Consider the following 18631-nt stretch of genomic DNA (forward strand, 5'->3'; position numbering starts at 1 on the left):
CTATCCCGCGCAGGAGGCTGAAAAATGGACCTTCGTATCGTAATGACACACAGGGGTAAAGAAAACATGCATTCCGGGCGATACGTAAAACTTTAAATATAAGGTTAACGCAAGCGTGATCCGGCCGCCTCTGTGACAACATTTTTCCCCTGCAACCGTTAACCCGTTGGCGACCGGAATCGCCTATTTTCCTGGGCTCGTCTGCCCGCTTGGTTGGAGTTGCAGTGCGTATGCGTGGCGAAAGTGGTATTGCGTTTTCCATGCCGGGGGGTGACGCCTCCGGAACGGCTGGATCCCGACCGGTGGATCTCGGCCATCTGGCACGTCAGACAATGGGTGACCGCGACCTTGAACGGGAGGTGCTGGCCCTGTTCGTGAACCAGTCGCTATCCGTTCGCGACCAGATCGCGGATGCCGACGCCAGGCAAAGAGTGCTCCTGGCACATGGCTTGAAGGGCTCGGCGCGCGGCATCGGCGCCTTTGCGGTCGCCGAATGCGCTGCGGTCATCGAAAAGCAACCGGAAGACATCCGGGCGCTCAAGAGGCTCAGCTCGCTGATCGAGGAAGTGCGCGATTTCATCGCCGGCATCAGCCGTTAGAGCCGGGTGATTTCAGTTCGAATCGACCTGAAATCTGAATCCGTCTCTAGGTCAAAGAGATGGAGCATGATGCCGTCCGAAAACCGCTTCACACTTTTCGGCATCATGCTCCAGCGCCGCCCTTTTTGAAAAACGTCATTTCGTGGCGCTTTCGCGCCGCAGTTGACTTGTCCGGCGGAGTGATTATCTCGGCTGCGACTCCTCAGGTGACTTAATGACCAAGCTGACTTACATCGCCCACGACGGGACCCGATTTGACGTGGAAGCCGAAAACGGCTCGACGGTCATGGAAAACGCGATCCGCAACGCGGTACCCGGTATCGAAGCCGAATGCGGTGGTGCCTGTGCGTGCGCGACCTGCCACGTCTATGTCGACGAGGCATGGACGGCCGAGGTCGGCGAGCCGGAGGCGATGGAAGAGGACATGCTGGACTTCGCCTATGACGTCCGGCCGAATTCGCGCCTCTCTTGCCAGATCAAGGTGCGCGACGCGCTGGACGGCCTTGTCGTGAGCGTGCCTGAACGCCAGGGCTAAAGGCCGCCTTCCCAATTTCTTTGTTCGTGGCTGCTTGGCAGCAGCCGATAGCTCATGCAGTGTCGCACCATTCCCAATGGGGCGCAGCGCATGACCGAGACCATCAAGACGGACGTTCTCATCGTCGGGGCAGGGCCGGTCGGCCTGTTTGCGGTGTTCGAGCTCGGCCTGCTCGACATGAAGTGCCATCTCATCGACATTCTCGACCGCCCCGGCGGCCAGTGCGCCGAGCTCTACCCGGAAAAGCCGATCTACGACATCCCCGGCTGGCCCATGATCTCTGCGCAAGGCCTCGTCGACAAGCTGATGGAGCAGATCCATCCGTTCAAGCCGGAGTTCACCTTCAACCGCATGGTATCGAGCCTTGAAAGGTTGGAGGACGGCAACTTCCGGGTCACCACCGACGAAGGCGAGGCGTTCGAGGCCAAGGTGGTCGTGATCGCGGCCGGCGGCGGCTCGTTCCAGCCGAAGCGCCCGCCCATTCCGGGCGTCGAGGCCTATGAAGGCAAGAGCGTGTTTTATTCCGTCCGGCGCATGGAAGAATTCCGCGGCCACGATCTCGTCATCGTCGGCGGCGGCGACTCGGCGCTCGACTGGACGCTCAACCTGCAGCCGATCGCCAAAAGCGTGACGCTGGTCCATCGCCGCCCGGAATTCCGGGCCGCGCCCGACAGCGTCAACAAGATGTATGCCATGCAGGAGATGAAGGAGCTGAAATTCCTGGTCGGTCAGGTCAGCGGCCTTGCCGGCACCGACGGCCAGCTGTCATCGGCGACCATCAAGGGCGGCCCGGAAGGTGACGTCGAGGTGCCATGCACCCGCATGCTGCCCTTCTTCGGCCTCACCATGAAGCTCGGGCCGATCGCCGAATGGGGGCTCAACCTGCATGAGAACCTGATCCCGGTGGACACCGAGAAGTTTCAGACGTCGGTCCCGGGCATCTTTGCCGTCGGCGACATCAACTGGTATCCCGGCAAGCTCAAGCTGATCCTGTCGGGTTTTCACGAGGTGGCGCTGATGTCCCAGGCGGCCAAGCGCATCGTCAGCCCCGGCGAGCGCATCGTCTTCCAGTACACGACTTCATCGACCAGCCTGCAGAAGAAGCTCGGCGTCCACGATTGACGATCATTCGGCAAGCACCGGCGCAATGTGCTCGTCCCGGCCGCGCAGGGCCTTTTCCGGCATCAGGAAGAGCGCGATAAGCGCCAGAACGAGCGTTACGCCGGCGGTGACGAAGATCATCACGAACGGCAGCGCAGATGCCAGTTGGATATGCGTCTGCGAGCCTTCGGCGGAGAGCGGCAAACCGTAGCCGAGCGCGACCGCGCCGAGCATGGCGACGCCCAGTGCGCCGCCAAGCGTACGCAGGAAGGTCAGTACGCCCGTCGCGACGCCAAGATGGGCGCGGTCGACGGCGTTCTGCACCGAGACGGTGGCAACCGGGAATATCGTTCCGCTGCCCAGGCCGATCAGAGTGGTCAGGATTTCGACCTCGAGCAGCGAAGCTTGTCCAGCAATGGCACTGAGCAGGCCAATGCTCACGATGGCCAGGCTGACGCCGACCATGGCGATGCGTTTGTAGTGAACGAAACGCGGGATCATGCGGGCGCTAAAGGTGGCGCCGGCGACCGTGCCGAGCAGGAGACCGAGCATGGCGGTGCCGGATTCGCTGACCGAAAGGCCGACGATCGACTGCAGGTAGACCGGCAGGTAAACCGAAGCGCCGATGTTTGCTGCCTGCAGCAGGAACATCGACAGCGTGCCGGCGAGCACGATCGGGTTGCTCAACACTTCGAGGGATATCAAAGGCTCGGCCGCCTCGAGCAGCCTTAGCGCGAAGAAGGCCCAGAACACAGCCGAGCAGGCCAGCAGGCCGAGGATTTCGCGCGACAGCCACGGATAGGCGCTGCCGCCCCAGTTGAGGGCGAGCAGCAGCAGCGACGTGGCGATAACCAGCAGCACGGCGCCCAGCCCGTCGATGCTATGGTTCTTGGCCGCGATCGGCAGCTTCTTCAGCGGGTTGTTGATGATGGCCATCGCCAGGAAGCCGATCGGCAGGTTGATCCAGAAGATCAGCGACCAGTGCAGGTGCTCGGCAAACACGCCGCCGAGCAGCGGGCCGGCGATGCTGGCGACCGCCCAGGTGCCGGAGATCCAGGCCGCGTAGCGGGCACGCTCGCGCGGCGGCACGAGGTCGCCTATGACGGTCTGGGCCAGCGCGAACAGACCGCCGCCACCGGCGCCCTGGATGGCGCGGCCGATGACCAGCAGCAGCATGCTGGGAGCGAGCGCGCTGACCAGCGACCCGAGCAGAAAGACGAGGATGGCGGCGTAGATGACGGGACGGCGGCCATAGACATCGGAAATCTTGCCGTAGAGCGGCGCCATCGCCGTCGCGGTCAAAAGATAGCCGGTGACGATCCACGGCAGATACTCGGCATGGCCGAGCGCGCGTGCGATCGTCGGCAGGGCGGGGGCGACGATGGTCTGATCAAGAGCCGCCAGCAGCATCGACAACAGCACGCCGCCGATGATGGCATTCTTCTCGCTCTCGCTGATCGTCGGCGCGGCTTTCGGCGCCATCGCCTGTTTCTCGACGGTCTGGTCCATGCGTCATTCTTTCAAGCGCTGATGCTTGGGCGGCAAAACGGCTCTGGCCAGTCGCGCCTGTCATCGAACCCGCTCTATGTGTTCGATATAGGCCGATTTCGACCGCGGTTCGAAAGTTTTCCTGGTCTGGCACCATGCTTGGGCGAAATTGGCCTCGGATGCGGCTCGCCTCAGGTCAAGGCGGCGGCAGCCGGCCGGCTTCAACGCGCTCCATCCGGTAGCGCATCAGCCGGAGGATGCGGCTTTCGAAATTGACGCCCTCGACGCGGTCGAAGCGCACTTGGTCCTGATCGTGCCTGGTGAGCTCGGCTGCCTGGATTGCCGTGGCCCTGGCCTTTGCCTGCTCGCACGTCTTTTGCGGAGGGACCGCCTTCAGCGCATCCTCGAGCAGGCGCGCATGGTTCTTGGCGATCTCGACGTGGCGCTCCTCATGCCGCTTGATATCCGCCGATAGCGTGTCCCAGAAAAATCGGACGTCGGGATCGGATTTGCGCGGGCGCCGCCATTCGGGGAGGATCACCTTGACCTTCAAGGTGACGGCCGCGTCGGCGATCCGGCAAGAACCGGCGCTCTGCGCGTAGCTGATGCGGGTGGTAAAGGCCATCTGCGTGGCGCCCGGATGCCGCGACCCGGTGCTCTTCACCTCGGGGCCGTTTTTCGACAGCTGGTTTTGGATATCGTCGAGCGTGCGGCCGCCGACGCTGAAATAGCTGTAGGTCTTCACCAGGCTAGCCGCACCCGCCGGCATGGCGGTCAGGACGAGCGTCAGGGCGCAGAGCAGGGATCGGTTCATGATATTGCCTCTTCACGCACCTTGCTTTAGGGCCGTCGCCAGCGCAACGGAATTGATTTCCAGCGGATCACGCATGGTTGATGGACAATGACGACAAGGCGATGGCAGTTGGCGCATGGGCGCTATCTCGACCTCGGGCCGAAGGCGGTCGTCGTCGGCATCCTCAACGTGACGCCCGACAGTTTTTCTGACGGAGGTTTGTTCATCGCGCCCGAAAAGGCCCTGGAACAGGCGCGCCGCATGGTGGAAGAGGGCGCCGCGATCATCGATGTCGGCGGGGAATCGACGCGGCCGGGATTTGCACCGATCACGGCCGAGGAAGAGCAGGGCCGCGTGCTGCCGGTCATCGCGGCGCTCGCCGCTTCCGGTGAGGCGCTGATCTCGGTCGACACCTACCGTGAGGACACGGCGCGGCGGGCGGTCGACGCCGGCGCCCATATCGTCAACGACGTCTGGGGGCTGCAACGTGAGCCAGGCATCGCTCGCGTCGCGGCCGAGACAGGCGCCGGGCTCGTCATCATGCATACCGGGCGCGAAAGGCAGAAATTGCCTGACGTGATCGAGGATCAATTCCTTTTCCTGCGCAAATCCCTGCAGATCGCGCGCGCCGGCAATGTCGCCGACAGCCAGATCGTGCTCGATGCCGGCTTCGGCTTCGCCAAGGAAACGGCGGCGGAAAACCTCGACCTGATGGCGCGGTTTTCCGAGCTTCAGGCGCTCGGCTATCCGTTGATGGCGGGGACTTCGCGCAAGCGCTTCATCGGCTCCGCCACCGGGCGCGAGCCTGGCGAACGGGCAGCCGGTACGGCGGCCACCAGCGTCATCCTGCGCTTGAAAGGAGCCGACCTGTTTCGCGTCCACGATGTCGCAATCAACGTGGACGCGCTGGCGGTGACCGATGCTATGCTGGCGCGCGAAACCGAGCTTCCTCCCGGACACTGATCATGTACGTCATCCGCATGAAGAACTGCGCCTTCTTCGCCCGCCACGGCGTGCTGGACGAGGAGGAGACGCTTGGCCAGCGTTTCTATGTCGATGCCGAGCTGACCGTCGAGCCCAGCCGCCCGCTGACGGAGGATTCCATCGAGGATACCGTCAATTATGGCGTTGCCTTCGCGGTCATCGAGAAGATCGTGACGGGACATCGCCGCTTCCTGATCGAGGCACTGGCGCTGGAGGTTGCGAAGGCGCTCACGGCACGGTTCTCGCAGATCAGGAAGGCCGAGATCACCGTGCGCAAACCGAACGCGCCGGTGCCTGGCGTGCTCGATTATGTCGAGGTGACCGTTGTCTGGCCAGAATAGCGCCGTCTATCTCAGTCTCGGCGGCAACCTCGGCGACCCGGCGAAGTCCATGGGCGCGGCGTTGCGCATATTGGATGGCGACGACAAAACGCGCGTCACCGCCGTCTCGTCGCTCTACCGCACGCCGCCCTGGGGCAAGCTCGACCAACCCGATTTCCTCAATGCCGCCGCCGCGATCGAGACGGCGCTTTCGCCACGCGCGCTGCTCGACCTTTGCCTCGACGTCGAGAGGCGATTGAAACGCGTGCGCGAGGAACGCTGGGGGCCGCGCCTGATCGACATAGACATTCTGGTGTTCGGCGACCGGGTGATCCACGAGACCGGGCTCGAAGTGCCGCATCCGCGCATGCTGGAGCGCGCCTTCGTGCTGGCGCCGCTGGCCGAGATCGCGCCCGGGCTTTCGGTCGGCGGCCGGAGCGTGTCGGAACGACTTGGCGCCGTCGATATTTCGGGTATCGAGCGACTGCCGTCCGGCCGGGAATGGTGGCTTAGCTGATTCAGAGCGTTTCACCGTTCCACGGAACGGCGAAGCGCTCTATCTCTTTGCACTTTCTGAAATTGATTAGATCAGCCGGAAAAGCCGCCGCCGTCCAGGAATGCCTGTTCCTCGGCGGTCGTCGCGCGGCCGAGCATCCGGTTGCGATGCGGAAAGCGTCCGAAGCGCCGGATGATCTCCAGGTGCTCCTCGGCGTATTTCAGGTATTCGGGCGCCTTGGCGGTTGTGAGCTCCACCGAGCGTTCCTGATCGGCGAGCAATTCGGAATGCTCGAAGGGCAAATAGAGAAAGACGCGAACGACCTCGTCCAGTTCCAGATCCTGGCCGGCGGCGATTGCCTTGTCGGCGAAGTATCTGGCCAGGGGATCGGTCGCGCACATATGGCCGGTGCTGCGGAAACAATTGCGCGGGAACTGATCGAGCAGGATCATCAGCGCCAGCGATCCTTCGGCGTGTTCATTCCAGTCATCGCATTCGCGCCGCGCGGCAGCGTAATGCAGCTCCAGAAAGCGGCTGCGGAAATCCGCGTCGAAGGCGTCGTTCTTCTCGAACCATGCGTCCTCGCCGGCATCGCGCCAGAATTTGGTGACGGAAAGCGCTCGCGGATCGAGCTCTGCCATGCTTTGCCTCTCAGTTCTTGGTCTCTGCCTTGTTCAGTACGACGGCGGTTTCCTCGTTCAGCGCGCGGCCGGCGCGGCGCGGCTGCGTCAGCGGCGTCGGGATAGGCGTGCCGATATTGCCCTTCAGGAAACGCTGGCCTGCGCGCACGCCCTCGGCCAATTGCGTCTCGAAGCGCGCTTCGTCGCGGCGGCGGACATCCTCCATGACCTCGGCGACTTCTTCCGGATCGACGCCAAGGGCCTCCAGCGCGGATCCGCCGAAGACCAGCGCCGATTCGAAGGTCTCGCGCAGCTGATAGTCGACACCGGCGCGCACAAGCTGCAGCGCCGTGCCGCGGTCGAAGGCGCGCGCCAGGATGGTGACCAGAGGGAATTCGGCCTTGATCAGCTGCGCGATGCGCACGGCGGCGTCCGGCTTGTCGACGCAGATCAGCACCGCGCGGGCCCGCCCGGCGCCTGCCGCATGCAGGATGTCCAGCCGGGTGCCGTCGCCGTAGTAGACCTTGAAGCCGAAATCGGCCGCCGCCTGGATCATCTCCACCTCGTTGTCGATGATCGAGACGTCGAGCCCGCGCAGCAAAAGCGGCTGGCTGGCGATCTGGCCGAAGCGGCCGAAGCCGATGATCAGCACGCTGCCGGTGAGGCCGTCGGCGATGTCGACGCCGTCGAGGGACTGCTCGTCGCGCGGGGTCAGGTAACGCAGCGCCACGATCGCCAAGGGCGTCAGCACCATGGAGATGATGACGATGGCGGTCAGCGTCGCGTTGGCCTGGCCGTCGATGATGCCGACCGCGGCGGCGGACGAATAAAGCACGAAGGCGAACTCGCCGCCCTGCGCCATGAAGACAGCGCGTTCGAGCGCCTCGCGGTGGCCGCTCTTCAGAATGCGCGCGACGACATAGATGCCGACCGCCTTCATGACCATGTAGGCGACGACATAGATGGCGACGAGCCGCCAGTTATGGGCAACGACGCCAAGGTCGAGCGACATGCCGACGGCGAGGAAGAACAGGCCGAGCAGGATGCCGCGGAATGGCTCGATATCGGCTTCGAGCTGGTGGCGGAAGGTCGATTCCGACAAAAGCACGCCGGCAAGGAAGGCACCCATTGCCATCGACAGGCCGGAGAGCTGCATGGCCAAGGCCGATCCCAGCACCACCAGCAGCGCCGCCGCGGTCATGACTTCGCGGGCACGGGCGTCGGCCAGGATGCGGAAAAGCGGATTGAGCAGGTAACGACCGGCCACGACCAGCCCGACGATCGCGGCGATGCCGATGCCGATTTCGGTCAGGCGCTCCGAAAGGCTAGTCTCGGCGCCGCCGGGCGCCAGGAATGCAATCAGCGCCAGGAGCGGCACGATCATCAGGTCTTCGAGCAGCAGGATGGAGACGATGCGCTGGCCCTTTGGTGTGGCGATCTCGCCGCGTTCTTCGAGCAGCTGCATGACGATCGCAGTCGAGGTCAGCACGAACCCGGCGCCGGCGACGAAGGACTGCGCGATGGGGAAGCCTCCGGCCAGTCCGACCAGGGTCAAAAGCACCGCGCAGACACCGACCTGCATCGCGCCCAGGCCGAAAATCTCGCGACGCAGACCCCAGAGCCGCGACGGCTGCATTTCCAGCCCGATGATGAACAGGAACATGACGACGCCGAGCTCGGCGACGTGGAGGATCGATTCCGATTCGGAAAAGATGCGCAGGCCGAACGGGCCGATGACCACGCCGGCGGCGAGGTAGCCGAGGATCGAGCCCAGCCCCATGCGCTTGAAGATCGGCACGGCAACGACGCCCGCGGCGAGCAGCGCCACCACCTGCACCAGATCGCTGCTCGACGCTTCAGCTGCCATGCCTGTCATCACCCCGTTGCTCGAAGCACTCCTTGCATGCACCGGGAGCGGGAGGCAAGGGCGGGAGGACTGACTGGAAGAGCAGGCGGCACGCTGCCGGATGCGAAGCAGTGGCTCAAGCGGCAAGCGCCTGTTGCAGCTGCGTTACACAAGTTTACGCGGCCCGGTTGTTGCGTGCCGCCACAATCAACGGTTATGGCACGTTCGGCTTCGGCCATTGGAGGCAGCGGCGATGGGCGGCTGCCTTTTTGAGGAGATGACTGACATGAAGAAGTTTTTGCTCGTTGCCGTCGGTGTTGCGGCGCTGGCCGGTTCGGCTTGCTCCAAGGGACCGGAATGCACGCAGGAGATGGCCGCCAAGAAGGCGCAGGATATGGCTGCCGCGCTCCAGGCAGCGATCACCAAGGATCCGAGCAAGGCGGCCGATCTGACCGCCAAGGTGCAGGCCGTGACGACGAAGTATCAGGGCGCGACGACGCTCGACGAAGCCTGCAAGGCCTATGACGAGCTGACCGCCACCATCAAGGGTTGAGCTCAACCAGTTGGGAAATGCAAAGGCGGTGGCCAGGCGGCCGCCGCCTTTTGTTTGCCGATGTGATTTCAGTTCTTGGCGATGGCGCCGACTTCGACCGAGTCGACCCGCTTCAGGCTCATGCCGATCACCGGCACCAGCTGTTTGTCGACACGCACGGCCACCGTCACGGTCATTGAATTGTCGTCAGGCACGCGAGCCTGCATGACGCCGTTCAACTGCTTGCGGTTGATGGTGAAGACGACCTTCTGGGCGTCGACGACATTGCCGCCGACAATATCCATCCCGTTGCCGGTCGAGCCGCCCATGAAGCTGCCCCTGTAGCCGTCGCGGCCCTTGCGCTCGACGGTCGCGGACATCTTCTGCGTGAACACGCCGACCCGGCAGTTGCCGTCAAGCGTCATGCCGATGTTGCTGTCTGGGGTCGATCCGTTGAAATCGCAGGTGAATTTGGTGCCCTTGTACTTGCCGGCGATGATCTCGCCAGGGCCAACCCATCTGCCTTCGACCGAATGGAAGAACTGCTTGTCCGGCTCCGCGCCAAAGGCCTTTTCGACCAGGCCGAGCGGCGCGGCAATCGCGACCGTCGCAGGCAGCACGCAGGACAAGATTACGCTTCTCATGGACGACACCCGGCACGACAGAGTCTGATGTTGGGACCTGACTGACCATGGAGAAGATTGGTTAATGCTTCGTCACTGGAGCAGATGCCGAAAAGTGTGAAGCGGTTTTCGGACGACATCATGCTCCATCTCTTGGACTTAGAGACGGGGTCAGATTTCAGGTCGAACAGACCTGAAATCATCCGGCTCTGGCGGCGGTTTTGGCGTTTACCCTATTCTTCCGCCTGAGCGTTCTTTCGCGCCGCGAACGACGTCAGCGCCGAGAGGAAATCGCCAAGGCCGGGGCGCTTCACGGCGATGAACGGCAACGGACGGGCGGTTTCCATCGCCGCGATGCCGATGCGCGCCGTCATCATGCCGTTGACCACGCCTTCGCCGAGTTTCGCGGAGAGTTTCGCGGCAAGGCCGTGGCCGACGATCTGCTGCACGAAACTGTCGCCCACGGCGATCGAGCCGGTCACCGCCAGATGCGCAAGCACGCCGCGCGCCAGCCGGAAGAAGCCGAGCGTGCCTGGACGACCGCCGTAAAGCTCGGAGAGCCGCCGGATCAACCGTCCGGCCTCGAACACGACATAGGCGATGTCGACCAGCGCGCGGGGGCTGACAGCCGTTATCAGGGACACGCGCTTCGCGGCCTCGAGGATCATGATTTTGGCGCGCGTATCGAGAGGCGACAGGATCTCGGTCTCGGCGAGCCGCACCAGATTGGCGCCGTCGATGATCTCGCCGCGCAGTCCGGCAAGCGAACGGCGGCCAGCGGCGGTCTCGGGTTTTGCGGCGACGAAGGCCGAGAGTTCGTCGACCAAAGCGCGCGCTGCCTTGGGATCGTCGCGCGCCACCGCATCCAGGGCCCGCTTCTGCATCTTTTCGACTTCGGCAAGGCGGGCAATGGCGAGGAATTCGCGAATGAGGATGACAAGCAGCGAGAGCAGCGCGATCGCCGCCATGCCGGCCGCCAGCCAGCCAAGCCACTCGGCGCGCGCAAACAGGTCGCGGATCAGCTGGTCCGCCCACAGGCCGACCGCCAGCGAGACGAGCACGCTGAGAGCGCCCAGGAACAGCCGGGCGAGCAGCGAACGTTTTCTCGGCGCCGTTGCCGGCGGCGGAACCGCGGCCTCGATATCCGGCTCGTCGAAGATGTCGACTTCCGAGGGGATCACGACCGCCACATCGGCCCTTGCGGCATGCGGCCGGCGCACCGGCTGCTCCTCGGCGGCGCGGCTTTGCGATCCGTGCGGCCTTGGCTCTGGCTCGGGCTCGATGCGGAAAGCCGCCGGTTTGCGGGGCGCGGTCATGCCAGATGATCTCCGATCAGGAACTGCAACGCGCGGTCGAGCCGGATATGCGGCAAGGACAGCGTGACGCCTTCGGCGGTGCGTTCGAGCTTCGGCGGGCGGAAGCGCACGAAGCGGATCGCCGGTTCGTTGCTATCTGGCGGCGATCCGCAAACGTCGAATACCGCATCGACCTTTTCCGGCAAATCGCCCGGGAATATGGCGGTTTCGGTCTTTCCGTCGAATGTCTCGCCGTTGATCTTCTCGCCCTTCAGCGGGGTACCGATGATCACCGGCAGCGTCTCGCGGCCTTGCTTGACCGTGCCCTCGCGCGTCGAGCGAACCGCGGCCATGGCGACGACGTCGACGGCGGCGCCGCTGAAATTCGCGCGCGCAACCGCACGGTCGGTCAAGCGGCGTACTATCGCCTGCAGCCGGTCATGGCTTTCATGGTGCAAATGGTCCGCCTTGGTCGCGGCGACCAGAATACGGTCGATGCGGCGCGAGAAGAAGTCGCTCAGGATATTGCCCCGTCCGGGCCGGAAGCACGACAGGATCTCGGTGACGGCACGCTCCAGATCGGCCATGGCGGCCGGGCCGGCATTGAGCGCCTGCATGGCGTCGATCAGCACGATCTGCCGATCGAGGCGGGCGATATGTTCGCGAAAGAACGGTTTTACGACATGCGTCTTATAGGCCTCGTAGCGGCGCTCCATCATCGCCTGCAGCGATCCGGGGCGCGGCCGGCCCGGCGACAGCCTCATCAACGGTGCGAAGGTCAGCGCCGGCGAGCCTTCGAGGTCGCCCGGCATCAGGAACCGGCCGGGAGGCAGCGTCGACAGCGCCCGCTCGTCGAGCTTGCAGGCCCCGAGATAGGCAGCAAAGCTTTCGGCCAATCGCCGCGCCGTCATCTCGTCGGCGTCGGCGTCCGGATCGACGGCGGTGGCCAGCTCGCACCAGCCCCGCGACAGATCGGAGCGGACGGGCAGGGCGGCCAGTTCAACCGCCTCACGCGAAAAATCGGCGAAGGATTTGCCGAGCAGCGGCAGGTCGAGCAGCCATTCGCCGGGATAGTCGACGATATCGACAGATAGTTTTCCGGCTGAAAACAACCGGCTCCAGCCGGAAGCCGACTCATATTCGATGGTGAGCCTGAGCTCGGAGATCGCGCGCGTGGAGTCCGGCCAGACGCGGTCGTTCACCAAAGCCGCGACATGGTCCTCATACTGAAAGCGCGGAACGGCGTCGTCCGGCTGTTCCTCGAGGAAGGCGCGGGCGATGCGGCCGGATTTCTGTGCCTCAAACAGCGGCAGGCGGCCGCCATGGATGAGATTATGGACGAGGGCGGAGATGAACACCGTCTTGCCGGCGCGGGAAAGGCCGGTGACGCCAAGGCGCAATGACGGAGAGAAGAGCCCGGCGGCGCGGCCCGACAATGTGTCGAGCGCAATCCTTGCCTCGTCGGTAAAGCTGGTCAGCGATGATGCCAAATCAGGCCTCTGGTTGCGCGTCAGCGCCCGATATAGGCCTTGGGCCGCGCGTTTGAAATGGCCTCAGAGGTCGGCGGGCGTGAGAAAGGCTTCGAGGTAGCCATTGCCCTGCGCCGCATCGGCAAGGTTGCCTGGAAAGCGCACGACGGCGAGGCCGGAGGTTGGAAAGCCGTAGTTCATCATGCCGCGCGCCGCCTCCTCGCCATCGCCCGACACCGCCATGGCCAGATCCTCGGTCATGGGGTTGTGGCCGATCACCAGAAGCTGGTCGGCACCGCCATTCCTGCGGATAATGTCGAGATAGCCGGCAGCATCCTCGCTGTAGAGCGTGTCGAAGAACAGGACCCGGCCGGTGTCGGTGCGTCCCGCCAGGCCTTCCAGCGTCTGCCGGGCACGCTTGGCGTTGGAGCAGAGGGTGACGTCCGGCACGTAGTTGCGGGCCCGCATGGCCTCTCCGATGGCTTCGGCATCGGCCATGCCCGATTCGTCGAGCGGGCGGTCGAAATCGCGAACGCCGGGCATCGCCCAGCCGGCTTTGGCATGCCGCAACAGATAAAGTCTGCTCAACCGGTCCCCCATGGTGCTGCCTTTCCGGCAAAGCGCGATTAGTCCACCAGAACCATGTCGCGCACAATGGCCGGCGCCAGCAACTGCAACGAATCATGTGCGAATTCGTTTTTGTGCCGTTGAAACAACGTCGTCGCCCTGGCCGCCGATACGAGACTAACAATTGCGTGAGACTGTCACCGATAGCGCTTGTGCAGCCTCTTGTCCCCGAATATATAGGCGCCAAATTTGGGGTTGTTGGGTGAGTCGAATGAACGACATCGTTACCGCCGATTACGTACCCTCCGAAGACGAGCCGTTCATGAACGAACGGCAAAAATCGTACTTCCGCCAAAAGCTTATCACCTGGAAGAGCGACATTCTCCGCGAAGCGCGCGAAACCCTCGAAATCCTGCAGCAGGAAAACGCCAACCACCCCGACCTAGCCGATCGCGCCTCCTCCGAAACCGACCGCGCCATTGAATTGCGCGCCCGTGATCGCCAACGCAAGCTCATCTCGAAAATCGACTCCGCGCTCCAGCGCATCGACGAAGGCACCTACGGCTATTGCGAGGAGACCGGCGAGCCGATCGCGTTGAAGCGGCTTGACGCGCGCCCGATCGCGACGCTGTCGATCGAGGCGCAGGAACGCCACGAGCGCCGCGAGAAGGTCTATCGCGACGACTGACGCGAACTGGATAAGCAATCAAAAATGGCCGGATTTCCGGCCATTTTTTGTTTTTCAGTGCCAATTAAGGACGGAGAGCCTAAAGCGCGTCGCGCTGAAACGGATTCAGGCGACGCGCTTTAAGTCCTTATTTTTATGCATGTCGTTATCCCAGAACCGCGTACACTTCTGGGCGACATGCATTAGTCCGTGGAGGCCAGTCAGCGCTTGTGGCTGCCCAGTTCGCCGAGAAGCTTGGTCATCTCGTCATCGAGCGAAGGCTTGGCTGCCGGTTTGGCGGTTGCCGGCTGGGAATGCGTTTCCTCGAGAGAGGTCTCGAGTTCGTGCATCAGCGTGTCGTCGATGGAATCGTTTGAGGGCGGCGGTGCGTATCTGGTGCTGCCATTCGTCGTCCCGTAGCTCGGCAGCGGCATGACCTTTGCCGTCGGCTGGCTCGGCGCCACCGGCTTGGGCGCGGGCGCCGGCGCGCGCGTGGCGGCAGCTGGCTGGGCGGCAGGCGGCGGTGGCTGCCTGGCGGGCGCGGGTGCCGGTCCCGGTTGTGGCGCGCGCGGACGTGCCGCGGCGGCTGCCTGCTGCTGGCCGCTGTCGCCGGTCAGCGCCGGCCGGCGCGGCGCGGCCAGCCTGATATCGCGCTCGACCACGACGTCGGTCGGTCCGCCGATCAGGATCAGGTGCTCGATGTCGTCGCGACGCACCAGCACCAGCCGGCGATGGCTGTCGACCGCGGTGGCGTCCATGACCGCAAGGCGCGTCTTGCGGTTCCTGCCGCCGGCCACGAAGGTGCCGAAGGTCAGGTTGCGCACAACCTTGATGACGAGCAGGACGACGACAAGCAAAATGAGCGCCGCGAACGTCCACAGGATTGCAGCGACATAACCCGGACCCGCCACGCTATCCAGCCACTGCAGCATCGGTGCACCCAATCGCTTTTTTGAGGTGAGGCGACACTAGACCGCGGTGGCGGCCCGCCGCAAGTTCACATCACCCATCGTGAACAGTTTGAAACATGAATCGTTGATTTTATCGGACATTTGCCGCCGGGGCCTTTTCCGCTACAGGAGAATGTGATTCAACCGACCGTCCGCGCCCGTCGGACACCGGAATCACGAACAGGGGGAACATGGCCAAGGAAGCGCGCGGCGATTTCTATCCGGTACCGATCGTCGACCAGAACACGCGTCCGGGCGCCGTTACCAGGCTCATCGTCTTCATCGTCGTGCTGACCGGCGCCGCGATCGTCTTCGGACTTTTTCGCGAGCGCCTCGGCGATCCTTTCCTGCTCGGCATGCTCGGCGTGCTCGCCATGATCGGCGTCGGCTTCCTGTTCGCGACCGCGATCGGCTTCGTGCAGATCGCGCCGCGTTCGACCGGCGACGAATTGTCGAAAGCCTTTGTCGATTCGATGTCGCAGGGCTTGCTGGTCACCGACACCAAGGGCCGCGTCGTCTATGCCAACCGCGCCTATGCCGACATGACGGGAGCTGCCTCGGCCGCCGATCTCAAGACGGTCGAAGGGCTGCTGTCGGATGTTCCCGAGGCCTCGATGACGATCTACCGGCTGGCGTCGGGGCTGCGCGACGGCCAGGCCGGCGACGGCGAATTCCGGCTGGCGCAGTCGATCAAGCCGGGCGCCGAACCCGGCGCGCGCTGGTATCGCGCCCGTGCCCGCGCCTTCAGCATGCCCGGGCAAAGGCTGCCGATGCTTGCCTGGCAGCTCGCCGACATCTCGCAGGAACGGGCGGAGCAGGAGCGTTTCTTCCTCGACCTGCAGAAAGCCATCGACCATCTCGACCATGCGCCGGCCGGTTTCTTCTCGGCCGATCAGGAAGGCCGCGTCACCTATATCAACGCCACGCTCGCCGAGTGGCTCGGCATCGACCTTGCCTCCTTCACGCCGGGCGCCATCACGCTGCCGGAAATCATCGCCGGCGACGGCATGGCGCTGGTCCGTTCGGTCAAGGCCGACCCGGGCACCACCCGCAACGCCGTCATCGACCTCGACCTCACCACCATGAGCGGCCAGGCGCTGCCGGTGCGCTTCATGCACCGGGTTTCGGCAAGCCGCGAAGGCGTGAACGGCCCGACCCGCACGATCGTGCTCAACCGCACCCAGGGCGAGGACGCTTCCGCGGAACTGCGGGCCTCCGAGGTTCGCTTCACCCGCTTCTTCAACTCGACGCCGATGGCGATTGCCGGCGTCGATGCGAACGGGCGTATCCTGCGCACCAACGCGCCGTTCCTGCAGCTGTTTTCGTCGGTGGTCGACCGCGACGCGGTCGACCGGCGCGTGCGCTTCGAAACGATCGTCCACGAGCGCGACCGGCCGGCCTTCGGCGCAGCCTTCGAGAAGGCCAGGCAGCGGCAGGCCAATATCGCGCCGATCGACTCCGTGCTGCCCGGCAATGAAGAGCGCCATATCCGCTTCTACGTCAACGCCGTCGCCGACAGCGCCGGTAGTGAAGGCGCCGAGGAATCGGCGATCGTCTACGCGGTCGAGACCACCGAGCAGAAGGCGCTCGAGGGGCAGATGGCGCAGAGCCAGAAAATGCAGGCGGTCGGCCAGCTCGCCGGCGGTATCGCGCATGACTTCAACAACGTGCTCACCGCCATCATCATGGCGTCCGACCTTCTCTTGACCAACCACCGGCCGTCGGACCCGTCCTTCCCGGACATCATGAACATCAAGCAGAACGCCAACCGGGCGGCCTCGCTCGTGCGGCAATTGCTGGCCTTCTCGCGCAAGCAGACGCTGCGGCCGGAAGTGCTCAACCTGACCGATGTTCTGGCCGACCTCAGGATGCTGCTTGCCCGCCTGGTCGGCAACGACATCAAGCTGAAGATCGACCACGGCCGCGATCTCTGGCCGGTCAAGGTCGATATCGGCCAGTTCGAGCAGGTGGTGGTCAATCTTGCCGTCAATGCGCGCGACGCCATGCCTGGCGGCGGCGATCTCACAGTGCGCACCCGCAACGTCACCGCCGACGAGTGCAAGTCCTTCGCGTATCGCGAGCTGACGCCGGCCGACTATGTGCTCGTCGACGTCGAGGACACCGGCAGCGGCATCGCGCCCGACGTCTTGAAGAAGATCTTCGAGCCGTTCTTCACGACCAAGGAAGTGGGTAAGGGCACCGGCCTCGGCCTGTCGATGGTCTACGGCATCATCAAGCAGACCGGCGGTTTCATCTTCTGCGATTCCGAAGTCGGCAAGGGCACGGTGTTCCGTATCTTCCTGCCGCGCCACATCGCCGAGGCGAAGAAGCAGGCGGAGCCCGGCGAGGCGGCGGCGACCGCGGCGACTGTTCCGGCAAAGACCGCCGACACCGCCAAAGACCTTTCCGGCTCGGCCACGGTGCTTCTGGTCGAGGACGAAGACGCCGTGCGCATGGGCGGCGTCAGGGCGCTGATCTCGCGCGGCTATACCGTCCACGAGGCGTCGTCCGGCGTCGAGGCGCTGGAAGTGTTCGAGGCGCTCGGCGGCAAGGTCGATATCGTCGTGTCCGACGTGGTGATGCCGGAGATGGACGGGCCGACATTGCTCGGCGAGCTGCGCAAACGCCAGCCGGACATCAAGTTCGTGTTCGTTTCGGGCTATGCCGAGGACGCTTTTGCGAAGAACCTGCCGGCCGACGCGCATTTCGGCTTCCTGCCGAAACCATTCTCGCTCAAGCAGTTGGCGACGATCGTCAAGGACGTGCTGGAATCCTAATGCATGTCGCCCGGAAGTGTGCAGCGGTTCTGGGACAACGACATGCATCAAACAAAGACTTAAAGCGCGTCGCTTGAATCCGGTTCAGCGCGACGCGCTTTAGCGCGGTTTCACCGTTTCGCGGAAACGGTGAAACCGCTTACACTTGTTCCTGGAATTGCTTGTAAAACAGCTACCGCTTGCACATTGGCGCGACCCTGCCATGATGATCATCGGATGGGTCTGTCATGGGGTGGTAGCGCGTGACGCCGCATATCGAGGCGGACAGGGGAGACTATGCCGAAACGGTGCTGCTGCCGGGCGATCCCGAGCGCGCCCGGTGGATGGCGGAAACCTTTCTCGAGGCGTCGCGCTGCGTCAACCGCCGAAGGGGCGCCTTGGGCTTCACCGGCTGGTTTCGCGGCAAGCCCGTCAGTATCCAGGCGACAGGCATCGGCGTTTCGTCGTTCCTGATCTATGCCCACGAACTGCTCGACTATCATGGCGTGAAGACGCTGATCCGCACCGGCACATGCGGCGCGCTGACCGAGGATGTGGCGCTGCGCAGCGTCGTTATTTCCAGTTCCGTGCGCGCCGAAGGGGCAATCAGCGGACAGGTGTTCGGGCTTTACCAGCCGGCGGGGCCGGACAAGGCGCTCCATGCGCTGGCGCTGCAATGCGCGGCCGATCTCGGCATCGCCTGCAGCGCGGGACTAACGGTCTGCAGCGACGTGTTCCATCATCCCGACGGCCGCACGCGGTTCGATGAGCCGAGGGCGCTCGGAGCGCTGGCGGTCGATATGGAGACCAGCGCCCTCTACCGCATCTCGGCGCATTTCGGCGCGCGCGCCTTGTCGTTGCTGACCGTCGTCGACCATGTCGTCACCGACGAGCAGACCGACTATTGCGAACGCCAGACGCTTTTCACCGACATGACCCGGCTCGCGCTCGAAGTCGCGGCCGAAAGCTAGATCTGCTGCGTCAATTCCT

Annotated in this window: 19 protein-coding genes; 10 read left to right on the forward strand and 9 right to left on the reverse strand. The window is 64.1% G+C overall.

The genetic code is table 11. The features are described 5' to 3' along the window. The first annotated feature begins 230 nt into the window (after positions 1-230). The 3 genes from RFM98_RS03095 to RFM98_RS03105 all read left to right on the forward strand — a co-directional run bounded on the left by RFM98_RS03095 (position 231) and on the right by RFM98_RS03105 (position 2256). Positions 231-599 (forward strand): Hpt domain-containing protein, encoded by a 369-nt coding sequence (locus RFM98_RS03095; RefSeq protein ID WP_320307442.1) that lies wholly within the window; start codon positions 231-233, stop codon positions 597-599. A gap of 214 nt (positions 600-813) precedes the next feature. After that, the gene (locus RFM98_RS03100) at positions 814-1134 is read left to right on the forward strand and encodes a 2Fe-2S iron-sulfur cluster-binding protein (RefSeq protein ID WP_320213516.1); all 321 of its coding nucleotides are present in this window, start codon (positions 814-816) and stop codon (positions 1132-1134) included. Positions 1135-1224: 90 nt separating this feature from the next. Beyond that, complete coding sequence (locus tag RFM98_RS03105) at positions 1225-2256, forward strand: NAD(P)/FAD-dependent oxidoreductase (protein WP_320307443.1); 1032 nt, start codon at positions 1225-1227, stop codon at positions 2254-2256. Between the two features lie 3 nt (positions 2257-2259). On the opposite strand, the gene RFM98_RS03110 is transcribed toward RFM98_RS03105, so the two are convergent. Both RFM98_RS03110 and RFM98_RS03115 read right to left on the reverse strand, forming a co-directional pair. Further along, the gene (locus tag RFM98_RS03110; RefSeq protein WP_320307444.1) at positions 2260-3744 is read right to left on the reverse strand and encodes an MDR family MFS transporter; all 1485 of its coding nucleotides are present in this window, start codon (positions 3742-3744) and stop codon (positions 2260-2262) included. 175 nt (positions 3745-3919) lie between these two features. Then, positions 3920-4537 carry a DUF922 domain-containing Zn-dependent protease gene (locus tag RFM98_RS03115; RefSeq protein WP_320307445.1) on the reverse strand — a complete coding sequence of 206 codons (618 nt, stop codon included), beginning with the start codon at positions 4535-4537 and terminating at the stop codon, positions 3920-3922. An 87-nt stretch (positions 4538-4624) separates the two neighbouring features. Here RFM98_RS03115 and folP point away from each other — a divergent pair, with 87 nt between their 5' ends. From folP to folK, 3 genes are read left to right on the forward strand one after another with little or no spacing between them, the layout of a single operon-like run. Continuing rightward, entirely contained in the window at positions 4625-5479 is an 855-nt protein-coding gene (gene folP / locus RFM98_RS03120) for a dihydropteroate synthase (RefSeq protein WP_320307446.1), read from the forward strand. Positions 5480-5481: 2 nt separating this feature from the next. Further along, positions 5482-5841, forward strand: a complete 360-nt coding sequence (folB, locus tag RFM98_RS03125; RefSeq protein ID WP_140642958.1) for a dihydroneopterin aldolase — start codon at positions 5482-5484, stop codon at positions 5839-5841. Then, positions 5825-6337: a 2-amino-4-hydroxy-6-hydroxymethyldihydropteridine diphosphokinase gene (gene folK / locus RFM98_RS03130; protein ID WP_320307447.1), complete on the forward strand. Its 513-nt coding sequence runs from the start codon at positions 5825-5827 to the stop codon at positions 6335-6337. Before folB ends, folK begins: the two co-directional genes overlap by 17 nt. Positions 6338-6408: 71 nt before the next feature. Here folK and RFM98_RS03135 read toward each other — a convergent pair whose 3' ends face one another. Continuing rightward, positions 6409-6957, reverse strand: coding sequence for a DUF924 family protein (locus RFM98_RS03135; protein WP_320307448.1), 549 nt, complete (start codon positions 6955-6957; stop codon positions 6409-6411). Positions 6958-6967: 10 nt separating this feature from the next. Then, on the reverse strand, positions 6968-8803 hold the full coding sequence (locus tag RFM98_RS03140; RefSeq protein ID WP_320307449.1) for a monovalent cation:proton antiporter-2 (CPA2) family protein: 1836 nt from the start codon (positions 8801-8803) through the stop codon (positions 6968-6970). A 265-nt stretch (positions 8804-9068) separates the two neighbouring features. On the opposite strand from RFM98_RS03140, the gene RFM98_RS03145 reads away from it, so the two are divergent. Continuing rightward, positions 9069-9335, forward strand: a complete 267-nt coding sequence (locus RFM98_RS03145) for a hypothetical protein (RefSeq protein WP_127226168.1) — start codon at positions 9069-9071, stop codon at positions 9333-9335. 68 nt (positions 9336-9403) lie between these two features. On the opposite strand, the gene RFM98_RS03150 is transcribed toward RFM98_RS03145, so the two are convergent. The 4 genes from RFM98_RS03150 to RFM98_RS03165 all read right to left on the reverse strand — a co-directional run bounded on the left by RFM98_RS03150 (position 9404) and on the right by RFM98_RS03165 (position 13289). Continuing rightward, on the reverse strand, positions 9404-9958 hold the full coding sequence (locus tag RFM98_RS03150; RefSeq protein WP_320307450.1) for a hypothetical protein: 555 nt from the start codon (positions 9956-9958) through the stop codon (positions 9404-9406). A 212-nt stretch (positions 9959-10170) separates the two neighbouring features. Next, positions 10171-11253, reverse strand: coding sequence for a YcjF family protein (locus RFM98_RS03155; protein WP_320307451.1), 1083 nt, complete (start codon positions 11251-11253; stop codon positions 10171-10173). After that, entirely contained in the window at positions 11250-12722 is a 1473-nt protein-coding gene (locus RFM98_RS03160; protein WP_320307452.1) for a YcjX family GTP-binding protein, read from the reverse strand. Before RFM98_RS03160 ends, RFM98_RS03155 begins: the two co-directional genes overlap by 4 nt. Before the next feature lie 63 nt (positions 12723-12785). Next, positions 12786-13289: a SixA phosphatase family protein gene (locus RFM98_RS03165; protein WP_320307453.1), complete on the reverse strand. Its 504-nt coding sequence runs from the start codon at positions 13287-13289 to the stop codon at positions 12786-12788. 250 nt (positions 13290-13539) lie between these two features. On the opposite strand from RFM98_RS03165, the gene dksA reads away from it, so the two are divergent. Continuing rightward, complete coding sequence (dksA, locus tag RFM98_RS03170; RefSeq protein WP_027166326.1) at positions 13540-13956, forward strand: RNA polymerase-binding protein DksA; 417 nt, start codon at positions 13540-13542, stop codon at positions 13954-13956. Positions 13957-14156: 200 nt separating this feature from the next. Here the strand turns inward: dksA and RFM98_RS03175 are convergent, their stop codons facing one another. Continuing rightward, complete coding sequence (locus RFM98_RS03175; RefSeq protein WP_320307454.1) at positions 14157-14867, reverse strand: flagellar biosynthetic protein FliO; 711 nt, start codon at positions 14865-14867, stop codon at positions 14157-14159. 209 nt (positions 14868-15076) lie between these two features. On the opposite strand from RFM98_RS03175, the gene cckA reads away from it, so the two are divergent. Both cckA and RFM98_RS03185 read left to right on the forward strand, forming a co-directional pair. Continuing rightward, a complete protein-coding gene (gene cckA / locus RFM98_RS03180; RefSeq protein ID WP_320307455.1) occupies positions 15077-17662 on the forward strand; it encodes a cell cycle histidine kinase CckA in 2586 nt (861 codons plus the stop codon). A 242-nt stretch (positions 17663-17904) separates the two neighbouring features. Beyond that, positions 17905-18612, forward strand: a complete 708-nt coding sequence (locus tag RFM98_RS03185) for a purine-nucleoside phosphorylase (protein ID WP_320307456.1) — start codon at positions 17905-17907, stop codon at positions 18610-18612. The last annotated feature ends 19 nt before the right edge of the window (positions 18613-18631 follow it).

This window comes from Mesorhizobium australafricanum (assembly GCF_033977265.1).
In the GTDB taxonomy this organism is placed as follows: Bacteria; Pseudomonadota; Alphaproteobacteria; order Rhizobiales; family Rhizobiaceae; genus Mesorhizobium; species Mesorhizobium australafricanum.